Raw genomic sequence first — 14,547 nt, forward strand, 5'->3', positions numbered from 1 at the left:
ATTATTCTCCTTTTCTTTTTATTATTTTTCTAAATCTTTTACATATTTTTCTGAACCTAAAGCTGCTATTGTTCCATCTGATACAGCTGTTGTTATTTGTCTAAATTCTTTTACTCTAACATCACCAGCAGCATAGACTCCTTTTACATTAGTTCTCATTTGTTCATCAGTTTTTATATAACCATAACTATCCATTTCTATATAATCTTTAAACAAATCTGTTTTTGGTTCTGTTCCTATATACCCAAATACAGCTTCTAATTCTAATTCTCTTTCAATACCTGTTTTTGTATTTTTAATTATTGCTTTCTCTACAAAATCTGAGCCTTCAACAGCTAAAATATCTTCATTATAAAGAATTTCTATTTTTTCATTGTTTATAGCTTCATCTATTACTGATTGCTCACCTTTAAAGTAATCATGCCTTCTTATTATATATACTTTCTTAGCAAATGTTGTTAGAAAAATTGCTTCTTCTAATGCGGCTTTTCCGCCTCCTACAACTCCTACAATTTTATCTTCATACATTGCACCATCACAAACTGCACAATAATGAACTCCTTTCCCTAAAAACTCTTGTTCTCCTCTTATTGGTAATTTTTTTGGTGATGCTCCAGTTGCTATTATTACAGCTTTTGGCTTATATATATAACTCTCAGTTTCAATTATTTTTTCATTGTCCATAAATTTAACTTTTTCTATTACATCAAATTCATCAATGACAGCTCCACATTCCTCTGCTTGACTTTGTATGGCATCAGAAAGTTCAGCACCTGAAATTTTTTTAAATCCTGGATAATTTTCTACTAAATAGCTGTTTCTTATTTGTCCTCCAACTATTTCATTTTCTAATAATAACATATTCATTTTTGCTCTTGATGCGTATATTCCAGCTGTTAATCCTGCTGGACCCCCACCAATTATTATCAAATTAATATCTTTAATTTCTTTTTCCATATACCCAGCTCCTTTACCCCCTAGGGGTATCTTTTAAAATTATTATAACATTATTTTTTATCTTTTCAATAGTATTTTTATCAAAAAAGCTATCTCTTACCTTTGATTATTCTTTCCAATAATTCAAAAGTTATTTGAGATAGCTTAAAATTTAATTATACAAAAACTAAAGTATCTTCTTTTATTTTAGCTTCATATCCTTCTAACCTTTTTATTTTTCCATTTAAAAGTTCTTCACTTATTTTATCTTCAATTTCTTTTGTTATAACTCTTCTTAAAGGTCTTGCCCCAAATTCTTTAACATCACATTTATTTATTATATAATCTTTACTCTCGTCAGTAAATTCTATATAAATTTCATTTTCATCTAATCTTCTTTTTACTTCTTTAAGCATTATATTAGTTATCTTAAGCATATCCTCTTTTCTAAGCTTATGAAAAACTATGGTATCATCTATTCTATTTAAAAATTCTGGTTTAAAAGTTGCTCTAAGTTCTTCTAAAATAGATTCTTTCATACTATCATATTCTTTATCCCAATTATCATCTGTAAAAAACCCAACATTCTTTTGCTTTTTAATATTATGTGCACCTACATTAGACGTCATTATTATTATTGTATTTTTGAAATTTACAACTTTACCTTTTCCATCAGTAAGTCTTCCATCTTCTAATATTTGAAGTAGTATATTAAATACATCAGGATGTGCTTTTTCAATTTCATCTAATAATACAACACTATATGGTTTTCTTCTAACTGCCTCAGTAAGCTGACCTCCTTCATCATATCCTACATATCCCGGAGGTGCACCTATAAGTTTTGATACTGAATGCTTTTCCATATATTCTGACATATCTATCCTTATCATATTATTTTCATGAGAAAATATAGATTCTGCTAGTGCTTTACTAAGTTCTGTTTTCCCTACTCCAGTAGGTCCTAAGAATATAAAACTTCCTATAGGTCTATTAGGATTTTTAAGTCCAACTCTCGCTCTTCTAACTGCTTTGGCAACAAGTTCTATAGCCTCATTCTGACCAATTACTCTTTTATGAAGATTTTCTTCTAAATTCAAAAGTTTATTACTTTCTTCTTCAGTTAATTTTTCAACAGGAATATTAGTCCAACTTGAAACAACTTTTGCTATATTTTCTTTTTTAACTATAAGAATTTTTTCAGAATTATTTTTTGCCCATTCATTTGAAAATTCTTCTAATTCATTTTTTAATTTTCTTTCCTCATCTCTCAAAGATGCAGCTTTCTCGAATTCTTGAATCTGAATACAATTTTCTTTTTCTCTTTTAATTCTTGATATTTTATCATTTAGTTCTTTTAAATCAGGCGGATCTACAAGTGTTTCAATCCTAATTTTTGAAGATGCTTCATCAATTAAATCTATTGCTTTATCTGGCATAAATCTATCACAAACATATCTGTCAGACATATTCACTGCTGCTTCTAATGCTTCATCAGTTATTTTAACTTTATGATGATCTTCATATTTACCTCTAATTCCCCTTAGAATTTCTAAAGTTTCGTCATTAGTTGGCTCTTCAACTAATACAGGTTGGAATCTTCTTTCTAAAGCTGAATCTTTTTCTATATGTTTTCTATATTCTTCTATAGTTGTGGCTCCAATACATTGTATATCTCCTCTAGCTAGTGATGGTTTTAATATATTTGAGGCATCTATTGCACCCTCTGCCCCACCAGCTCCTATTATAGAATGTATTTCATCTATAAAAATTATTATATTCTTATTATCTTTTATCTCTGCCATAACTTTTTTAAGCCTATCTTCAAATTCACCTCTATATTTAGCTCCAGCTATTAAACTCGTTAAATCCAAAGAATAAATTTGTTTTCCTTTTAATATTTCTGGTATATTACCATCAATTATTCTCTGTGCTAATCCTTCAATTACAGCAGTTTTTCCTACTCCTGGTTCTCCTATTAAGCAAGGATTATTTTTAATCCTTCTACACAAAATTTCTAATACTCTTTGATTTTCTTTACTTCTTCCTATTACAGGATCTAATTTTCCTTGTCTTGCAAGTCTAGTTAAGTTTGAACTATACTTTGTTAACATTGGCATTTTTTCATCTAAATCATCTTCCTCGATCTCTTGAGAATTATCTTTTGCCACATCACTTTCTAAAAAATCTTTTATATCATTTTTTAATTTATCTAAATTAATTTTTGTAAAAGTAAGCATAGTGTATGCTACTCCGTCATTTTCATTTAATATAGATAACAATAAATGCTCTGGATTTATTTTTTTATGAGATAATTTTTTTGCTTCTTTAAAAGCTTCATCAAATAGCACTTTAGTTCTTGGAGTAAATAATAATTCAGATTTTGGAATAACTATTTCCCCTTTACCAAGATATTTGTCTACAGTTTTATTTATTTTTGAATAATCAACACCATTTTTTTCTAATATTCCCTTTGCATAGCCATCTTCTTTAAGTATACCTAGTAATATATGTTCTGTACCTATATACCCATGTCTAAAATTTAAGGATTCTTTTTTTGCTTCTAAAAGAACAGTTTCTGTCCTTTCTGAGAATCTATTTTCGCTCATATATTCTTTTTATCCTCCTATACATAATTTATATGGTTTTATTATTTATGTTCTCTAATAAACCTTTTGTTTCAAAATATCTCTTATAATATCTGCTCTTTTCAAATTTAGTTTTTCTAAATTGTTTTCTCCTTGCAGTGCTTCTTTAACAAATGGATTTCTAGAAAATAAAACAGCCTTCTCTATCTCATCTATAGATATATTCAGTATTCCTTCTTCTGCTCCAAATCTAACATATGATAATAATTCTAAAGTTTCTATTGATTCTAAAATTATGGCTTCTTTAAGTACTCCATATGCCCTATGAATTTTATCTGAAATTTCATTTTTATATTTTTCGAAAGCCTTTTCTCTTTCCTTTTTTTCTTCATTTAAAACATATAATATAAGTTCGTTTAATTCTTCTATTAATTCTTTTTCAGATATTCCAGTAGTTGCTGTATTCCTTATTATATATATACTTCCATATGCCTTACCTTTTTCTCCATATTTTCCTTCTAATTCAAACATAGATTTATCTTTATGAGAAAATAATTTGCTTATCTTATCATTTAGAGTTAACATAGGCAAATGCACCATTACCTCTAATATAAGTCCAGTTCCAATATGATTTGGATTAGAAGTTAAATATCCCATAGTTTCATCAAAGAGATAATCTATTTTTCTTTCCAAATCTATATCGAATTCTTTAACACAATTGTATATTTCTTCTATATTATATCCACTTTGAGTACATTGTAATCTTATATGTTCTTCTTCATTTAAAATAATTTTAAAATTATTTTTTTTACTTTCTAAATAAGCTACCATTTCTTTATTTTTGAGAGTTTTATTTCTTAAAACTCTCGTTTCTTTTAATTTCTCAAATTTTATTTCATCATTCCAAAGTCTGAAAACTTTCATATCATCTTTAATTTCTAATATTTTCTCAATTATTTTTTCTGAAAACAACTTTCCTTCTTCCGCTTTCATAGTTATAGGGAAGTTTATGCCTTTTACATTTCTAAATAAAATCACACTACTACTTATCAAGTTTTTATTATTTAATAAGCTTTCCAATTTATTTCTCCCCCTCAAAATTTCTCATTTCACCTTTTAATCTTTTTATTTCATCTCTAAGTTTAGCTGCTTTTTCATAAGCTTCTATAGCTATAGCTATTTCTAACTCTTTTTCTAGCTCTCTAATTATTCTCTTATTCTTTATTTTTTCACCTAATCTATTAGGTATCTCACCTTTATGCTCATTATAAGTATTATTTTTTTCAACCATTTTTGTTATATCTTTTTCAAAAATTTTATAACATTCCTCGCATCCTATAAGTCTCCTATTTTCAATATCTTTAAGCGTAGTTCCACATTTACTACATTGTATTTTAGCTTTTTCTTTTTTCTTTCCTATATCCTCAAAAATAATACTTAACAAATTATTGAAAGAAGCATAATTCTCTCTATCTCCAGTAATATCGTTAAAAATAGTTCTTCCAAATTTTTTAACACATTTTTCGCACAACCAAATATCAGTAATTTCCCCATCAATCATTTGGCTCAAATTTAATACAGCCTCTCTTTCTTTACACTTCTCACATATCATAAAAGTACCCCCTATTCCATTATTACCATAACCATTCCTTTCAAAATATCTGATCTTAATTTATTTTTATTATCAGAAACAGTAAGAGTATTATCATTTATAGCTATTTTTATGATTTCATATTCTCTTTTATTAATAAGTTCTATTTCTAATAAATTATCTAAAAGTGCTATTGCATTATGATATGTTATACTATTGCCAATTGACTCTTTTATTAATCTTTTTATATCACTAGAACATGAATGAGTTATTCTTTTTATTATTATATATCCCCCTCCACCTCTTCTACTTTCTACTACATATCCTTTTGCATAAGTAAATCTTGTTGTTAAAACATAGTTTATTTGAGATGGTGCACATCTAAATTGATCTGCTAATTCATTTCTTTGTATTAAAGCTTGATGATTATCATCATTAACAATCATATCTTTTATAAATTTTTCTATAACATCTGTTAGTCTTGCCATATATATCTTCTCCTTTGCTTTTGACTTACTTTGACCTTTATCCATATATTAATATTAAATTTAATTCTTATCAAGTTTATTTTTTATTTTTAGAATTATTTTCATTTTTTTGGGAAACATATTAATGTTATCTATTGGAGGTGATTACTATTTTTATATCTTGGCTTGGTAATTCTAGTTTTTTAATTAAAACTTCTATAGGAAAAAGAATTTTAATAGACCCAATAAATAAATTTCACAGTTGTAAAATAGAAGATTTTAATCCAAATATAATTACTTTAAGCTCTAATGATTTTAAATGTGACTGTATTACTAATTTATCTCAAGATATTAAACTAATATCTGAAAAAGGAGAATTTAACACTGATTTAGGAATTATACAAGGAATATCATCATTCAATGATAATTTAAATGGATTGAAAAGAGGTAAAAATACAATATTTATTTATAATATTGATGGTCTTAAAATATGTCATTTAGGATATTTAGGACACACATTAGATTACGATACATTAGAATTATTAAAAAACTGCCATATCTTATTTCTTCCAATAGGAAGTAATATCACTTTAAATGGAAAAACCGCATTTAAATTAGCAAAAAAAATAAATCCTAAAATAATTATACCTATGAATTATAAATATAATTCATATTCTTTTATATTTAAAGGACCAGAAGAATTTTTACTTTTATCTCAAAATATAACTAGAATAGAAAATGATAGCTTTTTTATAAATAAAGACAAATTAGAAAAACATTTCTCTGAAAATATGAATACGGTGCTTATATCTCCAATTAAAGTAAATAATATTATATAAAAAAAAGATCGCAGACACGATCTTTTTTTAGTATACTATTCTTGAACTGGTGCTCCTACTGGACAAACATTAGCACAGTTTCCACAATCAATACAAGTATCAGCATCGATTACGAATATAGTATCTCCTTGGCTTATAGCGTTAACTGGACACTCAGCAGCACATGCTCCACAGCTTACGCATGAATCTTGAATTACAAATGCCATATAAAACACCTCCTAATTTTTATGGTAGTTATACCTTCTTAATTTTAACACGTTTTTTTTTAGTTTTAAAGTTATTTTGATAAATTTATAATTTTCTAATTATATTATGATGTAACCTAATGCTTCAATTGAATCAATAATATCATCTAATTTTACATAGCTTTCATTATAAATTATAGTAACTTCTTTCTTAGAAACACTGATTTCACTTGCAATTACTCCAGTATTACTTGATATAGCTTGTTGAGCTTTTCTCACATCAGTAGAATTATTTATTCCTACTATTTTTAATACCGCCTTCATTACACTTCCTCCTACTTTTCTTTTATAAGCTGTTTTATAAGCTTTTTATCTTCTGGTGAGTCTACTTCTAATCTTATGTCAGATTCATCAATTACATCCTCGTAATCACCTTTTATCATCTTTACATTATTTATATTAAATTGTTCTATAAATTCTTCTTCGCCATTTCTTAACTTAACTTTTACAGATTCTTTTACAATATTATTTTGTACTACTTCTCCAGTTCCAAGTTCAGTTTCAACAATTGATCCAACTCTTGGCAATCTCTTTCTTATATCCTCATAAGTACTTTGCTCATAATTAAGACAACACATAAGTCTTCCGCAAATACCAGAAATTTTAGTTGGGTTAAGAGATAAATTTTGCTCCTTAGCCATTTTTATTGAAACAGAAGTAAAATCACCTAAAAATGAAGAGCAACACATAGTTCTTCCGCAAGGACCAAGTCCACCTATCATTTTAGCTTCATCTCTAACTCCAATTTGTCTAAGTTCTATTCTTGTTTTAAAAATAGTTGCTAAATCTTTTACAAGCTCTCTAAAATCAACTCTTCCATCAGCTGTAAAATAAAAAATTACTTTATTATTGTCAAAAGTATATTCAACATCTATAAGCTTCATATCAAGCTTGTGATCCCATATCTTTTCTGTGCATATTCTTAGTGCTTCTTCTTCTTTTTCTTTATTTTCTTTATGCTTAGATATATCATTTTCATCTGCAACTCTTATAACTGTTTTTAAAGGTGCAATTATCTCGCTTTCATCTATCATTTTTTCTCCAATTACGCATTGTCCAAACTCTATTCCTCTAGCAGTTTCGACTATAACATAACTGTCTTTTTCTACATTTAGGTCTTGAGGATCAAAATAATATATTTTTCCCGCTTTTTTAAACCTAACTCCTATAACTTTTAACATTAATTATCCCTCCAAAAAGCTCATAAGCATAATGTTTATATTAATTGAAAAATTAGAATTTGATTCCAAATTTTTTCTTAATTCCTTAACTGCATCTATCATACTATTAAGTTTTTTATAAGACATTAAATTAACTAATTCCTCTATTTCTTTTCTCTTGTCTGAATTTATTATAAACTTTTTATCACTAACCTCTTTATATACTATTATGTCTCTAATAAATCCTTCAATTATACCTAATAGCTCTTCTTTTTCATCTTTATATTTTAATAACTTCTTTTCATATTTTAAAATGCTCTCAACATTCTTATCATTTATTTCTCTTATAAGTTCTAAAACTACTTTCCTAGCTTCTTGTAACTCTTCATCATCAATAAATTTTTCTAGTCTTCCAGGTATTCCACCTGCATAAGAAAGTGCTGGTGAAAAATCAATAGTTTCTATATTTCCATATTTCTTTAATATGTACGATTGAATCTCTTCATTTGATAACGGCGTTAATTTGTATATTTGGCATCTAGATTTTATTGTTTCTAATATAATTTCTATAGAAGTAGTTAGTATTATTATAAATACTCCTTTTGGTGGTTCCTCTATAGTTTTTAAAAGCGCATTTTGAGCTTGAATAGTTAATTTTTCACCAGAAAATATAGTGATAACTTTTTTATCTCCTTCATAAGGCTTCTTATTAACTTCTTCAATAATTTCTCTTACATCATCTACTCCAATACTTGCTTTTTTAGGTCTATATTCGATAGAATCTACATTAGCCTTAAACAATTCTTTATTTAATATTAATGATGAAAATATATCTGCAACCTTACTTTTTCCTATTCCATTAGCTCCAACTATTAAATGAGCATGTGATAAAGTATTAGATTCAGCTCTCTTTTTAAATCCATCAATTATTTTCTTATGTCCAATGTATTCTTCCAATACGAGTCTCTCCTTATATTTTTATAAATTGCTCTACATCTATTATAAATACAGTAGCCCCTCCAACTTTAACTTCAATAGGATATTGAATATAAATTTCAGGACTTTCAGTAATAGGTATGGGAGATGGAATTATCTCATCTCTTTCCTTACAAATATCTCTTATTATACTTATAACTTCTTCAGTTTTAGTATCCTCTACCCCCATCATCAAAGTTGTATTCCCAGCTTTTAAAAAGCCTCCTGATGTAGCAAGTTTTGTAACTCTAAAGTCCTTTTCTGTTAATGTATCTATTAAATCATCCGAATCATCATCATTTACAATAGCAATTAATAACTTCATATAAATACCTCCATAAATTAACCCCTACCCTATTTTACCATAAACTTCTAAACTTAAATATAATTAATTTTTTTATTAAAGTAAGTCTAAAAATATTCTTTTTACCTCTTCAAAAACTTGGTCAATAGATTGTTCAGCATTAATTTTTATCATTCTATCTTTATTATTTTCATAAATTTTAGTATACCCTTCTCTTACTTTATTATGAAAATCGATTTTTTCTAAATCTAATCTATTAACTTCTCTTGAAGAATTTTTTCTTATTCTTTCAAGTCCAATCTCTGGATCTATATCAAATAATATTGAAACATTTGGCATACAATCATTAATAGCAAATTTATTTATTTCAAAAACCTCATCTATGCCAAGCCCTCTAGCATATCCTTGATAGGCTAAAGATGAATCAACAAATCTATCACATAAAACTATTTTTCCAGAATTTATAGCTGGAATAACTTTTTCTACTAAATGTTGTCTTCTTGCAGCTGCATATAAAAGTGCTTCTGTTCTACCATCCATTTCAGTATTTTCTTTATCTAAAATAACTTCTCTTATTTTTTCAGATATTTTTATTCCACCTGGCTCTCTAGTTAAAACACATTCATGTCCACTTTCTCTAAGCCAAATATATATCTTTTCAATAATTGTTGATTTTCCTGATCCTTCTCCACCTTCAAATACAACAAACAAACCTTTTTTCATGTATATTCCCCTTTATTTATATATGACTACCTTTATTTTATCTACATAATCATCATATTTATTTTCTTCTACGCTGGTTTCTATAATCTCTTTTTCGCAATGTCTACAGATATATTCACCATTTACAATTATACCATCAATGTAGTTATCAGATAAATAACTTTCATTTTCCATATTACAAATTACACAAACTCTTTTTTCTATTTCTTTATTAATCATACTTGTCCACCCTCCAAATCTTTTATTTTAATTGTTGCCATCTATATTTTTCTTAATCTATAAAAAATAAATATTTTTAAGTTTTTAGGTAAAAATATTAATAAATATTTATTTTGGAGGAGAGCTTTATGAAACATGATGTTAAAAAATATCTTAGTGTTTGTGAAAATGATATAGAAAACATTTGTAAATTTCTTTATAGTCACCCTGAAGAAAGCTATAAAGAAGAAAAATCATCAGAGTTTATTTGTGAAGTTTTAAATAAACATGGTTTTAAAGTTGAGAAAAATATTTTAGATATAAAAAATTCTTTTTATGCTTATAAAGGTAACGGTCACCCTAAAATTTGTTTTCTTTGTGAATATGACTCAATTCCAAATGAAGGCCATATAACAGGACATAATATGTTATCTGCAATTTCTACTCTTGCAGGACTGTGTTTAGGTAATGCTGTAGATAATCTAGATTATGGTTCATCTATAATAATAGGATGTCCAGGTGAGTACTTAGGAGGTACAAAAGGAGTAATGGCTAAGCAAGGAGTATTTGATGATATTGACTCTGTCATGGTTATTCATCCTGATGTAGTCACTTGTGAAAGTGGTACTTCATCAGCAGTTATTCCACTTAGCATTAAATTTACAGGAAAAAATGAATTAAGTTTCTTAAGTGAATCAAAATATACAGCATTAGATGCTATATTACTTACATTTAATATTCTAAATACATTATCAAAAGGATTTTGCAATGATTTAGAAATACATTCAATACTATCTGAAGGTGGAAAAACTCCTCTATTAGTACCTGGAACTGTTGAGGGAAAATTCTATATTAGAGCAAAGGATATGTGCCTTGCTTCTAAAGGTGAAGAAAAAATAAAAATAATTGCTAAAACAGTAGGAGATTTAATGAATATGCCTCCTAAATTTTCTTTATACGAACCACCAAATGAAGAGTTATTATCAAATTCTACTTTAAACAGACTTTTAAATAATAATCTAAAAGAATCTGGAATAATAAATATTTGTGAATCTAGAAATATAAATGCCTCTCTTGGTATAGGTTGTATAAGTAAAAAAGTTCCTTGCATACATTCATATATAAAAATAATAGAAGATGATAATATAAAATATGGTACTAAAGAATTTGCAAAAGCAACAGTTGAACCTTTTGCTTTAGAACAATGTAAGAAAGCTGGAATTTCATTAGCTTTAACAGGATTGGATTTAATAACTAACAAAGAACTTTTATCAGAAGCTAAACAAGAATTTTTTAAAAATATTTCTAAATAAAATTAAAGCCTATAGTATTAATTAAATATACCATAGGCTTTAAAATTTAAATTAATTTTTCATTTATTCTACAAATAAATTTACTACTAGGTTCAAATGAAAATCTGTAATATTGATTATCTCTTTTATATATGCAAGTGCAAGTGCTTTTTCCAAATAGATTACAAGCAAAAGAACCTACTGATTTACATCTAATGCCTTTAGGCGCATCCGATTTAGGTCCTATATATTCTATATCTGATATCTTTACACTAGCTAAATTCCTTTCATTAGATCTACATATCTTGTTTACTATAAGCTTGTCTGCTATAACAGCATACTTATAAGAAATGCTACATGAAAGTATTTCTCTTAATAAAATTAAAATAGTAAAAGCTATTATAATAATATTACAAAGCTTTAAAGTATTAATACTTTCAAACTTTATAAATTTTAGTCCTTCATGAATATAAAGCATACAAGTTATAATTACTAAACTAATAGCTATAACAGGTGCCTTTTTTCTGACGACTATCTCCCTATGCATCATAATAAAAAATCCCCCGAAAATTACATGCAAATTTAAATGTCATATTGAGATTATACTAACATTTAAAACATTATTCCATAGTAAATATATTCTATTTTCTATATTTAAAGGCTATATAATAAGAAATTCTCATATTTTCTTATTATATCTTAATTTATTTCTCTTTTTCTTAATAGAACGCTAAGTCATAATCCTAAAATTTAGTATTTTTTTAAAACTGTAATTTTATTAATTTATATTGTAAAATATATAATATAAAGATTTAGGAGGACGGCATGATACAGATATTTAAAACATTTGATGATAAGCCATTAAAATTAGTTCCTTTAGATAATATTGAACCTGGATGTTGGATTAATATAGTTGCCCCATCAGAAGAAGAACTTATTTTAATATCTAAGAAAGCTTCAGTTCCATTAGAGTTATTAAATGCTTCATTAGATGATGAAGAAACATCTCGTATAGATATTGAAGACGATATATTGTCTATAATAGTGGATATACCATTCACAGAAATGGAAGATAATTCTTTAACTTATGATACATATCCTCTATCAATAATTCATTCTGAAAATATACTTATTACAGTTTGTCTTAAAAACAGTAAAATACTAACTGATTTTATAAATGGAAAAGTTAAAACTTTCTTCACTTATAAAAAATCTAGATTTACTCTACAGATATTAAGCAGAGTTTCTACTTATTTTTTATTATATTTAAGACAAATAGATAAGAAGAGTCTTATGATAGAAAAAAGACTTCATAAATCAATGAAAAATAGAGAACTTATACAATTACACTCATTAGAAAAATCTCTTGTTTATTTCTCTACTTCTCTTAAAGCAAATGAAATTACTTTAGAAAAAATGCTTAAACTAGATATAATTCAAAAATATGAAGAAGATAAAGATGTTTTAGAGGATGTTATTATTGAAAATAAACAAGCAATTGAAATGACAGAAATATATAGCAATATACTTGCAAGTACTATGGATTTTTTTGCATCTGTAATTTCAAATAATCTTAATATAGTTATGAAAGTACTTGCTTCTGTTACTATTCTAATGTCAATTCCAACTATGATTAGTGGAATTATGGGTATGAATATAGTATTTCCATTCAATACAGATAGCATTAATACCTTTTATGTAATAACTTTATTAACTCTATTAATTTGTGGAACAGTTGCATGGATTCTTCACAAAAAAGATATGTTCAGATAAAATTTTAATATTTATAAAAAAATTTAACTATTATGAAAAATTAAGCATATTATTATAATAAACAAAAGAGAGCTCATTTATGAAGCTCTTTTTTTAATAATTATAAGGAGATTTTTTATGCGTGGCAAAAGGCTTACTTTAGATTCTACAATTGGTATATTAGCACCTTCTGGATGTAGTGATATTAAAATAATTGATCGATTTATTCAAAATTTTAAAAATATTGGGTTTAAAGTTAAATATACAAACGCTATTTATGATAAGTATGGATATTTAGCAGGAAATGATTATTCAAGAGCTTATGATTTAATGAATATGTTTTTAGATAAAGATGTTGAAGGAATTATTTGCTTTAGAGGAGGATTTGGAGCAATTCGCATGCTTCCTTATCTTGATTTATCTATAATAAAAAAAAATGTAAAGTTTTTTTGTGGTTATAGCGATATAACAGTATTATTAAATTATTTTGCCCAAAACAAAATACCTACTTTTCATGGACCATTAATAAAATCTGATTTTACAAAAGATTCTTTAACATTATCTACTTTAAAGCATTTTATGTTAAATCCTTCTAAAGGCTATATTTATGACTTTAAAAATAATTTAGTTATAAATAATAAAGATATGCAAGGGAATTTAATAGGAGGAAATCTATCTATTATTTGCTCTATGATGGGAACCCCTTATGAGATAAATTTTAAAAATTCTATTTTATTATTAGAAGAAATCAATGAAGAACCTTATGTAATTGATCGCTTATTATCTCAATTATTACTATCGAAAACTATTAATAATTGTAAAGGCATACTATTAGGACATTTTACAAATTGTACTTCTAATTCAGATTTTAGCTTTGCTACTTCTGAATTATTACTGTCAAAATTAAACAAATTAGGAATACCAATAATATTTAATGTTCCTTTTGGTCACGATTATCCTAATTTAACTTTTCCTCTAGGAGTAAGTGCACATTACTCTAGCAAATCTAAAAAACTAATTATAACAGAAAACGCTCTTATTTAATTCATATAAAATATCCACAAATTAATATAATAATATGATTAGTTATTCACAATTTTATATTTTTTGTTGATAACTCTAAATTATATTTTAATTTTTGTGGATTCATTTTTAATTTATTTTCCATATATATTTTTTGAAAATAAAAAACCTGTAAACAGTGTTTACAGGTTTTAATGGAGGCGCCACCCAGATTCGAACTGGGGATCAAGGTTTTGCAGACCACTGCCTTACCACTTGGCTATAGCGCCATAATATGGTGGCTCGAGCTGGAATCGAACCAGCGACACGAGGATTTTCAGTCCTCTGCTCTACCGACTGAGCTATCGAGCCACACTTACCTAGCAACTTCCTACTCTCCCACACAGTCTCCCATGCAGTACCATCGGCGTTATAGAGCTTAACTTTCCTGTTCGGAATGGGAAGGAGTGTTTCCTCT

At 26.7% G+C, this 14,547-nt stretch carries 17 protein-coding genes, 2 tRNA genes and 1 other annotated feature; of the genes, 4 read left to right on the plus strand and 15 right to left on the minus strand.

The genetic code is table 11. From position 1 onward, the window contains the following. Window positions 1-21: 21 nt before the first annotated feature. From trxB to HMPREF1092_RS11995, 5 genes are all read right to left on the minus strand, one after another. Window positions 22-957 carry a thioredoxin-disulfide reductase gene (trxB, locus tag HMPREF1092_RS11975; protein ID WP_002598938.1) on the minus strand — a complete coding sequence of 312 codons (936 nt, stop codon included), beginning with the start codon at window positions 955-957 and terminating at the stop codon, window positions 22-24. A gap of 155 nt (window positions 958-1,112) precedes the next feature. Continuing rightward, entirely contained in the window at window positions 1,113-3,542 is a 2,430-nt protein-coding gene (locus tag HMPREF1092_RS11980; protein ID WP_002598939.1) for an ATP-dependent Clp protease ATP-binding subunit, read from the minus strand. Between the two features lie 54 nt (window positions 3,543-3,596). After that, window positions 3,597-4,601, minus strand: a complete 1,005-nt coding sequence (locus tag HMPREF1092_RS11985) for a hypothetical protein (RefSeq protein WP_002598940.1) — start codon at window positions 4,599-4,601, stop codon at window positions 3,597-3,599. Between the two features lies 1 nt (window position 4,602). Further along, the gene (locus HMPREF1092_RS11990) at window positions 4,603-5,133 is read right to left on the minus strand and encodes a UvrB/UvrC motif-containing protein (protein WP_002598941.1); all 531 of its coding nucleotides are present in this window, start codon (window positions 5,131-5,133) and stop codon (window positions 4,603-4,605) included. An 11-nt stretch (window positions 5,134-5,144) separates the two neighbouring features. Then, entirely contained in the window at window positions 5,145-5,600 is a 456-nt protein-coding gene (locus HMPREF1092_RS11995) for a CtsR family transcriptional regulator (protein ID WP_002598942.1), read from the minus strand. A gap of 140 nt (window positions 5,601-5,740) precedes the next feature. Between HMPREF1092_RS11995 and HMPREF1092_RS12000 the strand changes: the two genes are divergently transcribed. Then, window positions 5,741-6,418 carry an MBL fold metallo-hydrolase gene (locus HMPREF1092_RS12000; protein ID WP_002598943.1) on the plus strand — a complete coding sequence of 226 codons (678 nt, stop codon included), beginning with the start codon at window positions 5,741-5,743 and terminating at the stop codon, window positions 6,416-6,418. Window positions 6,419-6,453: 35 nt separating this feature from the next. Here the strand turns inward: HMPREF1092_RS12000 and HMPREF1092_RS12005 are convergent, their stop codons facing one another. The 7 genes from HMPREF1092_RS12005 to HMPREF1092_RS16590 form a co-directional block, all read right to left on the minus strand. Continuing rightward, on the minus strand, window positions 6,454-6,624 hold the full coding sequence (locus HMPREF1092_RS12005) for a DUF362 domain-containing protein (RefSeq protein WP_002598944.1): 171 nt from the start codon (window positions 6,622-6,624) through the stop codon (window positions 6,454-6,456). Between the two features lie 99 nt (window positions 6,625-6,723). Next, complete coding sequence (locus tag HMPREF1092_RS12010; RefSeq protein WP_002598945.1) at window positions 6,724-6,927, minus strand: heavy-metal-associated domain-containing protein; 204 nt, start codon at window positions 6,925-6,927, stop codon at window positions 6,724-6,726. An 11-nt stretch (window positions 6,928-6,938) separates the two neighbouring features. Beyond that, window positions 6,939-7,844, minus strand: coding sequence for a PSP1 domain-containing protein (locus HMPREF1092_RS12015; protein WP_002598946.1), 906 nt, complete (start codon window positions 7,842-7,844; stop codon window positions 6,939-6,941). Window positions 7,845-7,847: 3 nt separating this feature from the next. Further along, window positions 7,848-8,780, minus strand: coding sequence for a DNA polymerase III subunit delta' (locus tag HMPREF1092_RS12020; protein WP_002598947.1), 933 nt, complete (start codon window positions 8,778-8,780; stop codon window positions 7,848-7,850). Window positions 8,781-8,793: 13 nt separating this feature from the next. Continuing rightward, entirely contained in the window at window positions 8,794-9,123 is a 330-nt protein-coding gene (locus tag HMPREF1092_RS12025) for a cyclic-di-AMP receptor (protein WP_002598948.1), read from the minus strand. Between the two features lie 75 nt (window positions 9,124-9,198). Beyond that, entirely contained in the window at window positions 9,199-9,825 is a 627-nt protein-coding gene (gene tmk, locus HMPREF1092_RS12030) for a dTMP kinase (RefSeq protein ID WP_002598949.1), read from the minus strand. Between the two features lie 12 nt (window positions 9,826-9,837). Then, window positions 9,838-10,044, minus strand: a complete 207-nt coding sequence (locus HMPREF1092_RS16590; protein ID WP_002598950.1) for a sigma factor G inhibitor Gin — start codon at window positions 10,042-10,044, stop codon at window positions 9,838-9,840. 128 nt (window positions 10,045-10,172) lie between these two features. Between HMPREF1092_RS16590 and HMPREF1092_RS12040 the strand changes: the two genes are divergently transcribed. After that, a complete protein-coding gene (locus HMPREF1092_RS12040) occupies window positions 10,173-11,336 on the plus strand; it encodes a zinc-binding metallopeptidase family protein (RefSeq protein ID WP_002598951.1) in 1,164 nt (387 codons plus the stop codon). Between the two features lie 46 nt (window positions 11,337-11,382). On the opposite strand, the gene HMPREF1092_RS12045 is transcribed toward HMPREF1092_RS12040, so the two are convergent. Next, window positions 11,383-11,865, minus strand: coding sequence for a hypothetical protein (locus HMPREF1092_RS12045; RefSeq protein ID WP_002598952.1), 483 nt, complete (start codon window positions 11,863-11,865; stop codon window positions 11,383-11,385). A 275-nt stretch (window positions 11,866-12,140) separates the two neighbouring features. Between HMPREF1092_RS12045 and HMPREF1092_RS12050 the strand changes: the two genes are divergently transcribed. Then, the gene (locus HMPREF1092_RS12050; RefSeq protein ID WP_002598953.1) at window positions 12,141-13,088 is read left to right on the plus strand and encodes a magnesium transporter CorA family protein; all 948 of its coding nucleotides are present in this window, start codon (window positions 12,141-12,143) and stop codon (window positions 13,086-13,088) included. 117 nt (window positions 13,089-13,205) lie between these two features. Next, window positions 13,206-14,111, plus strand: coding sequence for a S66 peptidase family protein (locus HMPREF1092_RS12055; RefSeq protein WP_002598954.1), 906 nt, complete (start codon window positions 13,206-13,208; stop codon window positions 14,109-14,111). 174 nt (window positions 14,112-14,285) lie between these two features. On the opposite strand, the gene HMPREF1092_RS12060 is transcribed toward HMPREF1092_RS12055, so the two are convergent. Together HMPREF1092_RS12060 and HMPREF1092_RS12065 are read right to left on the minus strand one after the other, a co-directional pair. Next, window positions 14,286-14,359: transfer RNA gene (locus tag HMPREF1092_RS12060), tRNA-Cys, on the minus strand. 6 nt (window positions 14,360-14,365) lie between these two features. Continuing rightward, window positions 14,366-14,441: transfer RNA gene (locus HMPREF1092_RS12065), tRNA-Phe, on the minus strand. A gap of 17 nt (window positions 14,442-14,458) precedes the next feature. Beyond that, window positions 14,459-14,547 (minus strand) — a sequence feature (5S ribosomal RNA rRNA prediction is too short).

Origin of the sequence: Clostridium thermobutyricum, assembly GCF_000371465.1 — a bacterium.
Lineage (GTDB): Bacteria > Bacillota > Clostridia > Clostridiales > Clostridiaceae > Clostridium > Clostridium thermobutyricum.